The organism is Allobosea sp. TAF32, from assembly GCF_052113585.1.
Taxonomy (GTDB): domain Bacteria; phylum Pseudomonadota; class Alphaproteobacteria; order Rhizobiales; family Beijerinckiaceae; genus Allobosea.
This window is the reverse complement of sequence record NZ_JBFRDM010000002.1, coordinates 409,063-424,606: the sequence shown is the minus strand read 5'-3', so window position 1 is coordinate 424,606 and position 15,544 is coordinate 409,063. Positions and strand designations below refer to the sequence as shown.

The 15,544-nt window shown below is 67.2% G+C and carries 11 protein-coding genes; 3 read left to right on the top strand and 8 right to left on the bottom strand.

The genetic code is table 11. The features are described from left to right. Positions 1-260 precede the first annotated feature (260 nt). The gene (locus tag AB4Z16_RS06530) at positions 261-1,334 is read right to left on the bottom strand and encodes a CmpA/NrtA family ABC transporter substrate-binding protein (RefSeq protein WP_441510519.1); all 1,074 of its coding nucleotides are present in this window, start codon (positions 1,332-1,334) and stop codon (positions 261-263) included. Further along, the gene (locus AB4Z16_RS06525) at positions 1,331-1,915 is read right to left on the bottom strand and encodes an ANTAR domain-containing response regulator (protein WP_441510518.1); all 585 of its coding nucleotides are present in this window, start codon (positions 1,913-1,915) and stop codon (positions 1,331-1,333) included. The genes AB4Z16_RS06530 and AB4Z16_RS06525 overlap by 4 nt, the downstream gene beginning before the upstream one ends. 263 nt (positions 1,916-2,178) lie before the next feature. Between AB4Z16_RS06525 and AB4Z16_RS06520 the strand changes: the two genes are divergently transcribed. Next, positions 2,179-2,391, top strand: a complete 213-nt coding sequence (locus AB4Z16_RS06520; RefSeq protein WP_441510517.1) for a hypothetical protein — start codon at positions 2,179-2,181, stop codon at positions 2,389-2,391. 84 nt (positions 2,392-2,475) lie between these two features. Then, positions 2,476-2,739: a DksA/TraR family C4-type zinc finger protein gene (locus AB4Z16_RS06515; RefSeq protein WP_441510516.1), complete on the top strand. Its 264-nt coding sequence runs from the start codon at positions 2,476-2,478 to the stop codon at positions 2,737-2,739. 54 nt (positions 2,740-2,793) lie between these two features. Here AB4Z16_RS06515 and AB4Z16_RS06510 read toward each other — a convergent pair whose 3' ends face one another. After that, positions 2,794-4,188, bottom strand: coding sequence for a sigma-54-dependent transcriptional regulator (locus tag AB4Z16_RS06510; RefSeq protein WP_441510515.1), 1,395 nt, complete (start codon positions 4,186-4,188; stop codon positions 2,794-2,796). Then, entirely contained in the window at positions 4,185-6,005 is a 1,821-nt protein-coding gene (locus AB4Z16_RS06505) for a sensor histidine kinase (protein ID WP_441510514.1), read from the bottom strand. Before AB4Z16_RS06505 ends, AB4Z16_RS06510 begins: the two co-directional genes overlap by 4 nt. 207 nt (positions 6,006-6,212) lie before the next feature. Between AB4Z16_RS06505 and AB4Z16_RS06500 the strand changes: the two genes are divergently transcribed. Beyond that, the gene (locus tag AB4Z16_RS06500; protein WP_441510513.1) at positions 6,213-7,550 is read left to right on the top strand and encodes a dicarboxylate/amino acid:cation symporter; all 1,338 of its coding nucleotides are present in this window, start codon (positions 6,213-6,215) and stop codon (positions 7,548-7,550) included. 133 nt (positions 7,551-7,683) lie between these two features. On the opposite strand, the gene AB4Z16_RS06495 is transcribed toward AB4Z16_RS06500, so the two are convergent. Genes AB4Z16_RS06495 through bcsA form a run of 4 tightly spaced genes read right to left on the bottom strand, consistent with a single transcriptional unit; the run spans position 7,684 to position 15,522 of the window. Continuing rightward, positions 7,684-9,879 (bottom strand): tetratricopeptide repeat protein, encoded by a 2,196-nt coding sequence (locus AB4Z16_RS06495; RefSeq protein WP_441510512.1) that lies wholly within the window; start codon positions 9,877-9,879, stop codon positions 7,684-7,686. Beyond that, the gene (locus AB4Z16_RS06490) at positions 9,870-10,871 is read right to left on the bottom strand and encodes a glycosyl hydrolase family 8 (RefSeq protein ID WP_441510715.1); all 1,002 of its coding nucleotides are present in this window, start codon (positions 10,869-10,871) and stop codon (positions 9,870-9,872) included. The genes AB4Z16_RS06495 and AB4Z16_RS06490 overlap by 10 nt, the downstream gene beginning before the upstream one ends. Positions 10,872-10,885: 14 nt before the next feature. After that, complete coding sequence (locus AB4Z16_RS06485) at positions 10,886-13,342, bottom strand: cellulose biosynthesis cyclic di-GMP-binding regulatory protein BcsB (protein ID WP_441510511.1); 2,457 nt, start codon at positions 13,340-13,342, stop codon at positions 10,886-10,888. Then, positions 13,339-15,522: a UDP-forming cellulose synthase catalytic subunit gene (bcsA, locus tag AB4Z16_RS06480; RefSeq protein ID WP_441510510.1), complete on the bottom strand. Its 2,184-nt coding sequence runs from the start codon at positions 15,520-15,522 to the stop codon at positions 13,339-13,341. The genes AB4Z16_RS06485 and bcsA overlap by 4 nt, the downstream gene beginning before the upstream one ends. Between the last annotated feature and the right edge of the window lie 22 nt (positions 15,523-15,544).

Here is a 15,544-nt window from a genome sequence, read left to right as displayed (position 1 = left end):
GCGCGTTTGAGCCAGCCCCGAACGCGAAAAACGCCGCGCGAAAGACGCCTGGACAGGCGCATTCGACAGCGGCGTTGCTGTGTCTTCCGGATCGGGGATGGCGCGGGCAGCGTTGGCCGCGTCGTATCAAGCTCTACAAGGATCGTGCCAACCGCTCGGGGGGCGCTGCGATCCTTGAATTGCAATAACTTGCGAACTTACGAGCTGGCGCGCCATCGGCGCAATCGCTTTGCTGCATCGCACAAGAGAAGCGCATTGGCCTAATGTTTGGGCATAATGGGATGGTTGGCCAAAATGCCTTCGAAATAGGCCGGCAGGTAAACGCCTCGGGCAATGTCGCGCATCTGCGGCGTCGCGACGATCTGGCCGGCCCGTTCCATGCCGGCCAGAACCCAGTCGGCATCGTCCGGATCGGGGCGCAGCGCCTCCGGCTCGAGCCGGATGAAGTGATCGATCTGGCGCGGCGGCCTCTCAGCACCCTGGATCAGCTCGCCGTGCAGGATGCGCTCGATGAGCGGGGCCGGCAGCGCGAGCCGATCCGGCGCGGAAAGATGCTGCGCCATGCGCGGAAAATTCTCCGGGCGGCAGGCCCAGGCACTGGCCTGCAGGATCGCGGTGCCGAGCTTCGCGACGGCGGCCGGACGCTTCTGGATGTCGTCGGCGCGCCAGGCGAGAACCTTGTCATGGCAATTGCGGCGCAGATCGACGCTGGCATGCACCATCGCGCCGACGCCGGCCGCCACGGCCGCCGAATTCCAGGGCTCGCCGGCGCAGAAGCCGTCGATCCGTCCGCTGGCGAGCGCCTCGACGGTCTGGGGCGGCGGCACGACCTCGAAACGAACGTCGTCGCCGAGCTTGAGCCCGGCCTTCTCCAGCCACTCTCCGAGCAGGTAGATATGCGTCGAGAATGCGAACACAGCGGCGAAGGTCAGCGGCGGCAGGCCAGCGGCCCGGCGGCGCGCGACCAGCGTGGCGAGCGCGCGGGCGGAGACGGCGGTGTCGGCGGGATCGCCCTCCGCCAGACGCGTCATTTCCTCGAAGCGCCGCAACGAAAGCGTAATCGCCGCACCATCGCGATTGAGCGCCAGCGGCGCCGCCATCGGAGCCTTGACGCCACCGATGCCCAGCGTCGCGGCGATAGCGGCGGGGCCGAGCATATGGGCGGCGTCGAACAGGCGCACATTCAACTTGTCGCGCAGGTTCGACCAGGACACTTCGCGAACCAGTTCGAGATCGAGCCCTTCGGCCTCGGCGAAGCCCTCGTCCTTCGCCAAAACGACCAAGGCGCAATCGACCAGCGGCATGAAGCCGACCCGCAGGTGCAGCGTCGTCATTTCAGCATCTCCGCGGCGGTGATGAGGGAGCGGGCGATGTCGACGAGCTTGCGCTTCTCGTTCATCGCGGTTCGGCGCATCAGCGCGTAGGCCTCGTCTTCCGAGAGACCCTTCAGCCGCATGACGATGCGCTTGGCCTGGTCGATCGTCTTGCGGTCCTCGAGCTGGGAACGGGCCTCGTCGAGTTCCTCGCGCAGCTTGCGGAAGGCGTTGAAGCGGCTGATGCAGGTCTGCAGGATCGGCTGCATCCGCTCCTTCTTCAGCCCATCGACGATATAGGCGGAGACGCCGGCCTCCACCGCGGCCTCGATCGAGGCGGAATCCGACTGGTCGACGAACATGGTGATCGGCCGGCGGACATGCCGGCTGACGAGGAACATGTCGGCCAGCGCGTCGCGGCTGGGATCCTCGAGGTCGATCACGACGACATCGGGATCATGGGCCTCGATGGCGGCGATCAGCCCGGTGGTCGCGGACAGGCGGATCAGCTGCCGGTAGCCCGCTTCCCGCAAGCCTTCCTCGATGATCGTGGCCCTGACCTGGTTCGCGTCGACGATGAGGATCCGCAGATTTGGCGCCATGCCTTTCGGCTGTTCCTTTGGGACGGTTCGCGATGGGCCAATCAGGAATCGTGCCATCGCGGCCAAGGCGTCCGTCCGAACGCTCGGCGACCCCGGTGTTTCAGCCGGCCGCTGCGAAGGCGGGGGTCGCCTTGCAAGCTTCGTCCGCAGGGGGCCGTGGACTGACGCGATGTGAGCCTGTAGCGAAAGCTCCTCCGACAACGATGTCGCCGCCTGGGTTGGCCCGGCAATGTCAGCGTTCGGCAGACGATGGAGATCGCACCATGCCCAAGCTCTGCAAGTTCACCTCGCCGAAGGACGGCCAGCCCGTCTACGTCAATCCCGACCAGGTCAGCGTGGTCTACACCTTCAAGGGCGAGCCGCCGGATACGATCATCGCCTTCCGCAAGGACTTCCTGCTCGGCGTGAAGGAGAGCCTCGACGAGGTGGTGAGCACGCTCGAGAACGCCCAGGCCGCGGAGAGCAACCGCATCTGACCGGGAAGGGCTCGGCCCAGGCCAGGCATCCGCGTTGGATTCCTGCACGCCGACCCCATATCCTCCGGGCACGGAGGTATCAGGATGGCGAGTGGTTGGGCGCCCGACGGGGCCGTTCAGGACCAGATCGACGATTCCATCAATGACGCGGTCCGGCTGGTGCGCTCGCGGCTGCCGGCCGGGCCGGGCGAGATCCATTGCCAGGAATGCGGCGATGAAATCCCCGAAGCGCGCCGCCGCGCCATGCCGGGCGCGCGCCTGTGCGTGCACTGCCAGTCAGGCCATGATCGCTCCGCGGCGTCCTCCGCCTACAACCGGCGCGGCAGCAAGGACAGCCAGCTGAGATAGGCGGGTCGGCGCTGCCCTGCGCGCCGATCAGGAAGACCGCAGGCGCCCGGGTGTTCAGCGCGCGGGCACTCTTGGCTCCCGTTCTGCTCCGGGCTCATAGGCCGCGCGGTCGATGCCATGCCTTGCGAGCTTGTCGTAGAAGGTCTTGCGCGGGATGCGCAGCTTCTCCAGCGCGGCCCGGACATCGCCCTGCGTTTCTTCCAACGCCTCCCGGATCAGGGTCGCCTCGACGGCGTTCAGCCGCTCGGGCAGGCTCAGCGGGCCGCCTTCCTCCGCCTTCGTGACCGGCAGCAGATTCTCCGGCAGGCCGAGTGCGACACGTTCGGCGAAATGGACGAGTTCGCGGACATTGCCCGGCCAGTCGTTCTCGACGAGGTGCCGTTCGACGGCGCGGTCGAGGGCGGGCACCTCCCGGCGGTATTTTTCCGCCGCCCGCGCCAGGAAGCGCGAAAACAGCAGCGGGATGTCGCCGCGGCGCTCGCGTAGCGGCGGGATGTGCAGCGTCACGACGTTGAGGCGGTAATAAAGATCCTCGCGGAAATCGCGCCGCCGCACGGAGTCGCCCAGGTCGGCCTTGGTCGCGGCTACGACCCGGAGGTCGACGCGGCGCAGGTCGTTCGAGCCGAGCGGCGCAATCTCGCGCATTTCCAGGACGCGCAGCAGCTTGACCTGCGCGGCCAGCGGCATGCTTTCCAGCTCGTCGAGGAAAAGGGTGCCGCCGCTCGAATGCTCGATGCGCCCGATCCGCCGCTTCTGCGCGCCGGTGAAGGCACCGGGCTCATAGCCGAAGAGCTCGCTCTCGATGACGCTATCCGGCAGAGCGCCGCAATTCAGCGCGACGAAGGGCTTGTCGCGCCGCCGCCCGAGGTGATGCAGCAGGTTGGCGACGACCTCCTTGCCGGTTCCCGTCTCACCCTGAATGAGCACGTCGACATCGACATCGGCGAGTTCACGGATGGTCTGGCGCAGACGCATGATGACAGGCGTCTCGCCGATGAGGGTGGTTTCTTCCTCGCCGCGTGTCGCCAACGCCCGCAGGCGGCGATTTTCGAGAACGAGCGCGCGCTTTTCGGCGGCGCGACGCAAGGTCTCGACGAGGCGCTCGCCGGAATAGGGCTTGGCGATGAAGTCGTAGGCGCCTTCGCTCATGGCACCCACCGCCGTCTCGATATCGGCATGGCCCGAGATCATGATCACCGGGATGTCGGGATCGAGCGTCCGCAGCCGCCGGAGCAATTCGATGCCGTCCATGCCGGGCATGCGGATGTCGGTGACGACGATGCCGGCATAGTCCGGCCCGATCCGTTTTAGCGCCGCGTGGCCGGAAGGCAATGCGACCGCCGGGAAGCCGGCCAGACGCAGCGCCTGGACATTAGCGTCGCGCAGATCGGGATCGTCGTCGACGAAGGCGACCTCGATCGCAGCGATGGAAGCGCTGGAATCGCTCATGCGGCTGCCCTTTCGAGATTGATGACGAAGCTGGCGCCTTCCCCCGGCCGGCTCGTCGCCGTCAGCGTGCCCCCGAAGGACGTGATCATGTCCTGCGAAATGACCAAGCCAAGGCCGAGCCCTTTGGGCTTGGTCGTGCTGAACGGGGTGAAAAGCTGCGCCAGCGCGTCGGCCGAGAGGCCCGGTCCGCGATCCGTGATCGCGATCTCGACCCGGTCTCCACGCGGGGTGACGGTGATAGCGAGCGCGGGCTCGCCTCCATCGCCCCCTTCGAGAATGGCCTCGATCGCGTTGCGCAGGAGATTGACGAGCACCTGTTCGAGTTCGATCGGACGGGCGCTGACGAGGACCGGCCCGGCTGGAGCTGTGACGACCGGCGTTACTCCGGCCAGGCGCAGCGGCCCTTCGAGCAAGGTCAGGGCGCCTTCGATGACGGTGGCGACCGGGACCGGCACCGGCGGCCCCTTGCCGCGGCGCGCGAAGCCCCGCAGCGCCTCGGTGATCGCGCCGATCCGGTCGGTCAACGAGACGATCCGCGCCAGTGCGCCGTCAGCCTCGATCGTGTCGGACCGCTTCAGGAAGGCGCGCGCGTTCTCGGCATAGGTGCGCAGCGCCGCGAGCGGCTGATTGACCTCATGAGCGACGCCGGCGGTGACCTGGCCGAGCGTGGCCAGGCGGTTGGCCTTGGCGAGTTCCTCCCGGAGGTTGGACAGCCGTTCCTGCGCCAGGGTCCGCGTCGCCATTTCGGCGACGAGGCGCTGGTTGGCGCCGGCCAGCTCGGCGGTGCGCTCGGCAACGCGTTCCTCAAGCTCGGCCTTTGCGCGCGCGTCGGCCTCGCGCCGGACGAGGTTGTGCTGGCGCCGGCGCAGGGCAAAGGCGGCGAGCGCGGCGCCCGGCATCAGCACGAGCGCGACGAGCGCCTGCGATTGCGAACGACCTGCGGTGATCGCTGCATCGACAGGCAGCAGTACCTCGAGCACCCAATCCGTCGTCGGCACGGGGTGGCGTATCCGGACATAGCGGCCGGTGAGCGGGGTCGTCCCCTGGACGAGCTCACCTTGCTGCAGCAGCGGCAAGGGCGTCAGCGGCGCGGCGCCGAACTGGAGCGAGTCCCGGATCGCCGCGGCCGTCGCCTGGTCGAGCGGCGCCTCGACCCGAAAGCGCCAGTCCTCGACCGTCGCGAGCAGCACGACGCCGCGTTGGTCGACGACATAGCTCTGGCCGCCCAGCGCTCGCCAGTCGGCCTCGACCCGGTCGAACTCGACCTTGACGACGATCACGCCGAGGCTCTGGCCGGCCTCCTCGATCCGCCGGGTGATATAAAGGCCGGGACGTTGGCTGACCGTGCCGAGCGCGAATTGCTCGGCGCCGCCGGATGCGACGGCACCGCGGAAGTAGTCGCGGAAGCTGTAGTCGTTGCCGACGAAGCTCGTCGGCTCGTTCCAGTTGCTGGCCGCGATTGCGATGCCGTCAGGGCCGAGCAGATAGATCACGGCGGTGCGGGCTTCGCGCGCGATGGCTTCCAGCTTGAGGTCGAGACCGTGGCGGCTACCGCCTGTCAGTGCCTGGCGAACGTCCGGGTCGCGGGCCAGGATCACCGGCAGAGCGCGCTGCTTCTCGAGCTCGCCGCGCAGGATGGCGAGAGCCAGCGTTCCGGCATCCTCGGCCCGCGATTGCGTGCCGGCGATGGCCCGGCTGCGACCGAATTCGCCGGCGGCGAAGAGCGAGGCGATGGCGATGGCTGCGACGACCAGCCCGAAGACCAACCAGCGCAGCTTCGCGGCCCCCCTTCGAGGATCGAGCAGGAAATGGCTCATAACCAGTCGTTGTGCGGATTTCCGCACAAATCAAGAGGGGCCCGTGCGGATTTTCGCCAAATAACCCGCCCCGGCCCGCGTCGCGGCCCCGCTAACGCGTTGTTCTATAGGAAGTCTGTCGATTTCGCGCGGTTGGCACGCCGATTGCGCAACGGGCCTAGCGGTTTCGAACAAGAGCAAGAACACCGCCGACCCAAGGAGCACATCATGGCGACCACGCTCGACCTCGCGTCCGCTCAGCCGGCGCGCCCCAGAAAGTTCTACCAACACCTCTATGTCCAGGTTCTGTTCGCCATCGCGGCGGGCATTCTGCTCGGCCATTTCTGGCCCGAGCAGGGCGCGGCGATGAAGCCGCTCGGCGACGCCTTCATCAAGCTGGTCAAGATGATCATCGCGCCGGTGATCTTCCTGACGGTCTCGACCGGGATCGCAGGCATGAGCGACATGCAGAAGGTCGGGCGCGTCGCCGGTAAGGCGATGATCTATTTCCTCGTCTTCTCGACGCTGGCGCTGATCGTCGGCCTCATCGTCGGCAACGTCATTCAGCCCGGCACCGGGCTGCACATCAACCCGGCCAGCCTCGATGCCAAGGCCGTGCAGGGCTATGCGGCCAAGGCGCATGATTCCAGCATCGTCGGCTTCCTGCAGAACATCATCCCGGACACGATCGTCGGCGCCTTCGCCTCCGGCGACATCCTGCAGGTGCTGTTCTTCTCGGTGCTTTTCGGCCTTTCGCTCTCGATGGTGGGCGAGCGCGGCAAGCCGGTCCTCGACTTCCTGCAGGCGCTTTCGGCTCCGATCTTCAAGCTGGTAGCGATCCTGATGAAGGCGGCCCCGATCGGCGCCTTCGGCGCGATGGCCTTCACCATTGGCCGCTACGGCATCGGCTCGGTCGCCAATCTCGCGATGTTGATCCTGACCTTCTACCTGACCGCGGCGATCTTCGTGCTCGGGGTGCTCGGTGCGGTCGCCCGCTACAACGGCTTCTCGATCTTCGCCCTCATCCGCTACATCAAGGAAGAGATCCTCCTTGTTATCGGCACCAGCTCTTCGGAGGCGGCGCTGCCGAGCCTGATGGAGAAGATGGAGGCGGCCGGCTGCAAGCGCTCCGTCGTCGGCCTGGTCATCCCGACCGGCTATTCCTTCAATCTCGACGGCACCAACATCTACATGACGTTGGCGGCGCTGTTCATCGGGCAGGCCATGGACATTCACCTGCCGCTCGGCGACCAGATTCTGTTGCTGCTCGTCGCCATGTTGAGCTCGAAGGGCGCGGCCGGCATCACCGGCGCGGGCTTCATCACGCTGGCGGCGACGCTCTCGGTCGTTCCCGCCGTCCCGGTCGCGGGCATGGCGCTGATCCTCGGCATCGACCGCTTCATGTCGGAATGCCGCGCGGTGACCAACTTCATCGGCAATGCGGTGGCGACGATCGTCGTGGCGCGCTGGGAAGGCGAGCTCGATCAGGACCAGCTGAAGGCCGCGCTGAGCGGGCACTCTCCGCTGGTGGTCGACGGTGAGGTCCTGGCGGTCCCGGCCGAGTAAGGCCTGTTGCTTAAGCCTGGAGCACCGATCTTCCGCGGTGCTCCGGGCGGAGCCATCGATCACGCTTCTGTTCGCAAATGTATCGGACCTTGCGGGCCGTCTCGATCGAGGCTGCCCGCAAGGTCCGAACTATTCAGTATCTATTGCGCTGGGTCACGTCGCGGATCGCGGTCAGCCCCGACAGGGCATCCGGCGAGTTGTTGGTCTTGTAGAGCGCCTGGAAGACCTGGCTCGCATCGTCGTAGCGGCCGAGGTTGAAGTAGGACCAGCCGCGCATCAGCAGCAAGTCGGTCGTCTCCGGCGCGTAGCGCGCCCGCGCCGCAAGAGTGACGAGCGCGCCGTTGTAATCCTTGGCATCGTATTGCGCGAAGAAGCGCTCGGACAGGAGCAGGGCCGAAAGCTCGTTGCGCCGTGCGGGAGGTAGAGCCGCACTGCCGGCAGCGACACTGGCTTCCGACGTCAGGCCCTGCTGGATCTTGGCATAGGCGAGGCCGGCTGATGCATCTGAGACGATCTGTGCGGTCCCGGTGCGCCGCGCGGCTTCGAAGGCTTCCGCCGCCGCGACCGGGCGCTTGAGATTGAGAAGGCACCAGCCACGCTGCAGGGCCGCAGCGCCGGATGAGCCAGCGCCGCAGCTGCCGCTGCTCGGGCGGGCCGTGCTCGACCGGGACGGCGTCGCAGCGATTGTCGTGTCTTCACGTTCGACGGGGTGAGCGCGCACCGCTGCTATCGCGGACCGAGGCGCGCGTTCCAGCGGTTCCAAGGTAGGTTCCACGCGCGCGCTCTGGCGCGGCTCGGCGGTGGGAGGCCGGTCGACACGGGCTTGGGTCGGGGGCTGGGGCGGTCTGCGCGCAGGGTTGAGGATATCGGCGATCCGTTGGGAACGCCCGCCCCATTCGGACATCAAGGCGCGCAGCCCGGCTTGGTCGCGCAGACGCTGGCGCACCAGCGCCAGCCCATAGGCTGCCGGCTCGTAGTCACTGTCCCAGGACAGCGCCGTTGCGAACCAGGTGCTGGCCGGCGCAGTCTGCCCGGAGTTGTAGGCATACCAGCCAAGCGCCCCCGCACCGGGAGCGTACCGGTCCTTGCCCACGGCCTTGGCGATGCGCTCGATCACGGCACGGTCGAGGCGCGGCGGCGGCTCCTGGGTGAGCAGCGCCGTGATGACGTCGAGATAGGCCTTGCGATTGGCTGCGCCAGCTTCCAGCCACTGCGCGCCGAGCGTTTCGGCCTCCTGATATTTCCGCGTCGCGCCGAGGGCGAGCACCGCGCCTTCCGCCGCCTTCGCCCCGCCCTTGCGCGCGAGCGCGGTCTGGAACCAGGTCACGGCCTTGGTCGGGTCGTTGTGGTGGAGAGCGTAGAAACCGAGAAGGATGGGGTCGTCGGCCGTCGTGGCTGCGTTGGCGAGGGTTTCGATGCGCCGGAGATCCTCGGGTGTGGCTGTCTGCGTCGGGGCGTCGGCAGCCTTGCCGATGCGACGCCGTGCGAGCTCGTCGCGAATGCTGGCAAATTCGGTCTGCCGTTCCTGCGCCAGCAGCGGCTCGACCAGATTTTCGGGCAGGGTCGCGAGCGCCTTCTGCATGGTGCCGACCCGCTCGGCCGGGTTGGTGCAGTTGGTCAGCACATAGGCGAAGGCGTCACGTGCGCGGTCGGGCTTGCCGGTCTGGACGAAGGCCTCGGCGACGCGCCAGAGCACATCGACATTGGCGCAGGTCAGCATCGCCGGCGTCTCGGTGCCGAGGCGGATGACCTGTTCCCATTGCCGGGCATTGGAGGCGTTGACGAGGCGTTGGCGCGCTTCGGCCGTGTCGAGCTGCGCCACGAGGTCGGCAGGCGCACGCCAGCTTGGATCGGCGCTGCCGCGCTGGGCTATCGCGGCCCGGGCCTCGCCGTACTTGCCCTCGGCGAAGAGCTTCCACACCCGCTCGAGCTCGGGATCGCCGACCTGCCCCTGCGAGGTCAGATCGGTCGGCGGCTTCCATTCGGGGTAGAGCGCCCGCAGCCTCGCGAGTTCGGCTTCGAAGCGGCGAACGTCGCCCTGCGCCGCGAAATAGCGGAGCGCGGTTTCATCGACCTTCTGCGGGGGCTGCTGCGTTTGGGGCTGAGTCGCTGACGGCGTCGCGGGGCGCGCGGGCGCGTTCGGGGCCTGCGCCAGTTCGAGGGCCGGCTCGTTGCCCGGCATGGCCTGCTGCGTCTCGCCCTGGGCGAGCGCCGGCCGGATCACGGGTTGCGAGCCCGGCCATTTTGTATCCTGACCACTGTAGCGGCCAAGGGCATAGAAGGCGGCGCCCGAGGCCGCGGCGACGATCAGGACCGATCTCACATGCATTGCGGATACCTCTCGCTCAGCATCGAGAGGGAGAGAAGATGCAGCGTCGACGGGTAGTACAGCGTAGGCTGGAAGGTCTTCAGCTCAGCCGGAATCGGGGTTTTGTCGAGCGCGCAGGCCATCGCTGCGGCGAGTATGCGATAGCCCGCATCGGGGAGAGGCTCGACGGGTTTGCCGCTGCGGACGTCGACGACCGCCGTGCCGCCGGCCCAGGCCTGGCGGAAGGGCTCGAGCCGCGCCTTCTCGCCGAGCCCGGCGCGCAGCAGATAGAGGGGGATGCGGAGCGCATTGTAGCCGAACTGGGCGGGGAAGCCTTCGGCCGGCTTCGGTTCGGCCTTGATCGACAGCCATTCCGGCGCAAGCAACTTCCGCTTGGCCAGCTCGTCGAGCAGCTTGAGCCCGCTGGCCTGGACATGGGTCCAGACCGGATCGCCGGTCAGCTGGGTCATGACGGGGAAGGCTTCGAACACCCAGTAGGAGGGGTTGATCACCGGGCCGTCGGCACGATCCTTCTCGGAGAAGCCGACCGCTGCCGGCATCAGCCAGACATCGTTGCCGCGCTTCAGGAGTGCGACCTTCGCAAGAGCGCGGGCGAGCTGGCTGGCGGCGGCGCTGTAGGCGGGCATGTTCCAGCGGCTGCCGGCGCAGGCGAGGGCGTGGGCGATCAGAAGATCGCCATCGCTGGCGTTGTTGATGTCGGTGACGCGGGGGCTCGCCTTCGGATCCCAGCGCCAGGCCGCGAGCCCGTCGTCGCGGATGAGCAGTTCCGTGCGTGTGAAGGCGAAGATGCTGGCGAAGGTGCTGCGATCTCCCGCCAGGCACGCCAGCAGGAGCCCGTAGCCCTGGCTCTCGCTATGGCTGATCCCGCCATTCGCATCGTCGACGACGCGGCCCTCGGCGGTGACGAATTTCTGCCGGTACAGCGCCCAGGCATCGGCGGGCACCGTCGCCTGCGCATTCGGAAGGAAGCCGAGGAGAGCTGCGGCGAGCATGGCGAGAAAGCGGATCACGATCGACGCCCCAACCGCCGGAGCATCAGGGATGTTCCGATGCCAAGGCCGATGCAGGCCGTGAGCAAAGCCAATGCATAGATGCCGATATTGCTCGACATCCAGTTGGCGAAGACCAGGCGCATATTCGTCAGGCTGAACGGCCGTGTCATGACGAAGGAGGTGCTGTCGGCCGAGATGATGTGCGCCTCCTGGGCGCCTCGGAACGCGGTGATCTTGCCGGCCATGGCCGCCCAGTTTCCGGGCGAGACGACCCTGTCCACCGTGCTTTCCAGAGCCTCTTCGCGGCGGGCGATAAAGGCGGTCCAGACCTGTCTCGTCTCCGGATCGGCGGCCTGCGCGACAATCAGGTCAGTGCCTTCGGCCGGCTCGTAGAGCGTCGGCGCACGCGAGGGCGCGCGCAGCTGCGCGAAGGAGAGATCGAAGGTTCGCTGGAGCCACTGATCGAAGGCGATGAAGTAGCGGGCAAGAGGGCCGCCCAGCGAGCCGCGCCAGCGGTCGCGCACGGCCTCGGTGGTCGGAGCTGCTCCGCCCGAGGCTTCGGGCGTCGCCTGCCGGCCCTGCAACCGGTTGATCACGGCGTCAAAGACGGCGGCGCCCTCCGCATCCGGCGTCACCACCACGGCGTCCGAGCGCAGCGGCCAGGTGGCACGGACATTGTCGGCAATCCCGACGCGCGGGAGCATCCCGGCCGGCAGCTGGCCGGCGGCGCCGACGATCAGGACCGGCCGGTCGCCGACAGCAGCCGGACCGGACAGCACCTCGACGGTGAGCGGCCTGCTGGCCCGCTGGGCGATGCGCGCCAGCAGCGTACTCGCGGCGCTGAGATTGGTGGCATCCTGCCGGCCCATGATGAGGGCGACCTGCGATGCGACCGAATAGGGAAAGCCGGTGCCGGCTGCCGCCGCGAGATTGGGGCTGACCCCGATCTTCGCGAAGTTCGGAACGGACAGCACAGTGGTGTCGAACAGCGCGAAGCGGCTCTTGCCGGGGAGCGTCGCGCCAGGCCCGCAGCTCAGGTCCGACTTGGCTACGGTGACCGCCTCGAACCAGATCTCGTTGACGCCCGGCCGGAAATGCCGCAGCGGCACGGTGATCGGGAATTGCTGGAACAGCCCGCCCGTCACTGCATTGAGCTGCAAGGTCGCGGCGACGTTGCCGTTGACGAAGATCTCGATATGGCTGTCGCCCGGAAGGACTTCGTCCGAATAGGCGCCGTCGAGATAGAGCGTCGCCTCGCCGTAGGCGTTGGCGTAGAAGTCGCCGGGCATCGCGACGACGGCCCGCACCCGCATGCGCCGGCCGGACGATTCCTGCGTGGGGATGCCGAGCTCGGAAAACCGCACCACCTGCCGGTCCGCGACGAAGGGCGCATCCGGCACATGCCAGCTCGCCGTATCCATGGTCTTGCGATTGATGTTGGCCGGCCTCGAGACGGGGGCGGTCAGCAGCTTGCCGACGATCGCGTCGATGTCCGGCCAGTTCGCGCCCGTCACGAGCAGCATGTCGGTGCTCTTCTTCGGGCTCGGCACGAAGCCGAGGAAGCTGCGTCCGCCGGCTTCGGTGGGCAACCCGCCGAGCAACGCACGGATCTCGTCGTTCGTGCCGAGTGCGACGGTCAATGTGCCCGGCCGGGCACGTTCGGGCAGGCGTTCCGAGACCTTCACTGCGACCTGGCCGTATCGCCCGCGCAGGGCAAGGGCCTGCGCCACGGCGAAAATGCTGTTCGCGGCAATCGCGCTCGCTGCGCCGGGGGCGACGATGACGATCGTGGTCTGGCCGCCCTCGTCGGCGCCGATCGCCGGCAGATCGTCGAGGCTGCGCAGCCGGAACTGCTGCGCCGCCGGTCCCTTGAAGGTCAGCCGGGTGCCCGCGCCGTCGATGCGGGTCCACAGCTCATAGGTCGAAGCCACCGTGCAATCCGTGCGATGGCGCTGCAGGGCTTCGAAGCTGATCGTATTCAGCCCCGGCCTGAGCAGGCCTTTGCGAACCGCGACCGAGGTCTGCTTCAGGCGGTCGGACGATGCGATCGGCATCTCGATCACCCGTTCGCCATTGAGGCGGACGGCCAGCCGGGAAACCTCCGGCATCACGACCAGTGCATTCTGAAAGGCGATATCGAGATTGGGATCGGCCGCCGCCTCGTCCTGCGTCAGGTAGAAGGCCCAGCTGCGTGTATCGCTCTCGCCTTCGAGCATGACGCGCGGTGCCGGCAGCAGCGGCTTGAAGGCGAAGGCCGGAGCCGGCGATGGCGCCACCGGCTCCCGGGCCGGAGGCGGGGCAGGGCTCGCCGCGGGCGGCGGTTCGGCCGGCTGCGCGCCGGGCGGCGCAATCATGAAGGGGGCCGGACCGGGCACCGTCGCTGGCGCCTCCTGTGCCGAGAGCCGCGGGAGGAGGCCCTGCGTCAGTGTGGCAACCGCGACTGTGAGGAGGGTGAGCGGGAGCCGTCTCATTCCGCCGCTCCGGTGCGCGTGGACGACCGTGAAAACCGGTAGAGGCCGAAGAAATAGGACAGGCCGCGGCTCGTCTGAAAGGCCGCCATCCGCAGGAAGCGGATCGTGCCGTAGATCACCCCCATGTTCTGCCGCCGCGACTTCTGGAACTGGCTCCAGTTCTCGGCGTCGGAGAAAGCGAGATCGGCGATGATGCGGCTGTGCAGCGGTTCGGTCGGCTGGTAGCTGCAGCCGAGCAGAAGACCCTTGTCGTCGGGAGCGACGCGCATGACCCGCAAGGGCAGGGATCCACGCGGCATGTCGATGGTCGTTTCGAACGACACCTGCCCCACGCTGCCGATCGACACCTTGTCGAGGTCCCTGGACAGTACCCGGATGGCGATGCCGTCGACGGATACATTCTCCGTCACGACCGGGGCGATGTGGCCGTCGATGCTGATCTCGCCGCGCCGCTTCACCGGGAAGCGCCGGGCGGCGCGCCCTTCCGGCCGCTCGGAGACGACGCCGAGCGCGCAGCCCGCCATCAGCAGGTTGAGGATGTTCCACAATCCGACGACGAGGGTCGTGTCGGCATTGTAGGGCTCCGCGATCATCCGCCAGTAGGTCGCGATGACGCCGAGGAACAGCACGGCGAAGATGATAAAGAACGGCTTGCCGAGCTCGGAGACGCGCCGCTGCTCCAGGGATTCGTTCTTGGCCGTGACCTTGAAGGTCGGCTTGGTCGGCCTGAGCAGCACCGAGATCACCGCCGGCAGCAGATAGACCGACTGGATGAATTCGTAGAGTTCGGAGATCCAAGGCCAGCGATAGCGGCCGTAGAGGTAGTTCTGCATCATCAGGTTCACCGCCATGTAGCTGAGCACATAGGCGATGAACTCGGCGCCGGAGGCGGTGAAGATCTCCAGGCCGAAGAACAGGTAGAACAGCGGCGCGATCAGGAAGGTCAGCCGCGCGAAGGGGAAGAGCCAGAACAGGGCGGAGGACGAATAGCAGAGCCGCTGCGGCAGGGAGAGGCCGCGCTTGAACATCGGGCGATGGAACAGCAGGATCTGCATCATGCCCTGCGCCCAGCGCGAGCGCTGGCCGATGAAGCTGGTGAAGGTCGCCGGTTGCAGTCCTGCGATCAGCGGCTTGTCGACATAGACGCTGTGCCAGCCGGTGGCATGCAGGGTGATCGCCGTCTCGGCGTCCTCCGTGATGCTCCTCCCCGAGAAGCCGTTCGTCGTCTGCAGGGCTACGCGCCGCAGGACCGCGGCCGAACCGCAGAAGAAGGACGCGTCCCATTTGTCGAGGCCGCGCTGGATGATGCCGTAGAACATCTCGTTCTCGGACGGCATCGTCTTGAAGGTCTTGAGGTTGCGTTCGAGCGGGTCGGGATTGATGAAGAAATGCGGGGTCTGGACCAGGAAGAGCTTCGGATCCTGGCCGAAATAGCCGACTGTCTCGGTCAGGAAGCTGCGTGCCGGGGCGTGGTCGGCGTCGAAGACGACGATCAGTTCGCCCTGCGAATGGGCGATGCCGTTGTTGAGGTTGCCGGCCTTGGCGCTGATGTTGCGCTCGCGCGTCAGGTAGGAGACGCCAAGCCCATCGCAGAGCTTCTGCAGTGTCGCCCGGCGCTCCTGGGCGGCGCTGGCAGCAACGAAATTGTCGGCGTTGCACTTTTCGTCGGTGCCGCCATCGTCGAGCAGGTACACTTTCAGGCGGCCGGCGGGATAGTCCATCGCCAGCGCCGCCGAGAGCGTGGTCGCCAGCAACTCGGCATCCTCGTTATAGGAGGGTACGAAGACGTCGACCGTGGGCGCGCTCTGCGGATCGATCGGCGGTGCCTTGCGGCTCGGCTGGGGCATGGCCACGACGAACAGGCTGAGGAACAGCATGCCAATGTTGTAGAGTTCGGCGAGGTAAACGATCAGGCCCGGAATGAAATCCTCGAGCTGGTTGACCGGAGGCAGGGTGCTCGTGGTGCGCCAGTAGATATAGCGCAACACGATTGCCGTCCCCAGGCCCAGCGCGATCAGCCTCCAGACGCCGTAAGGCCTCAGGAATTTGAGGATGATCATCGCGCTCACCACGATCGCACCGGCGATCAGATGCGCCTGCAAGCTGATCGGCAGCGTGATGAGCGCGACGACCACGATCGCTGTGATGGCCCAGAAGATGACGTAGCATGCTGTTCGCATGGGCGTTCGGCAATCCGGATCG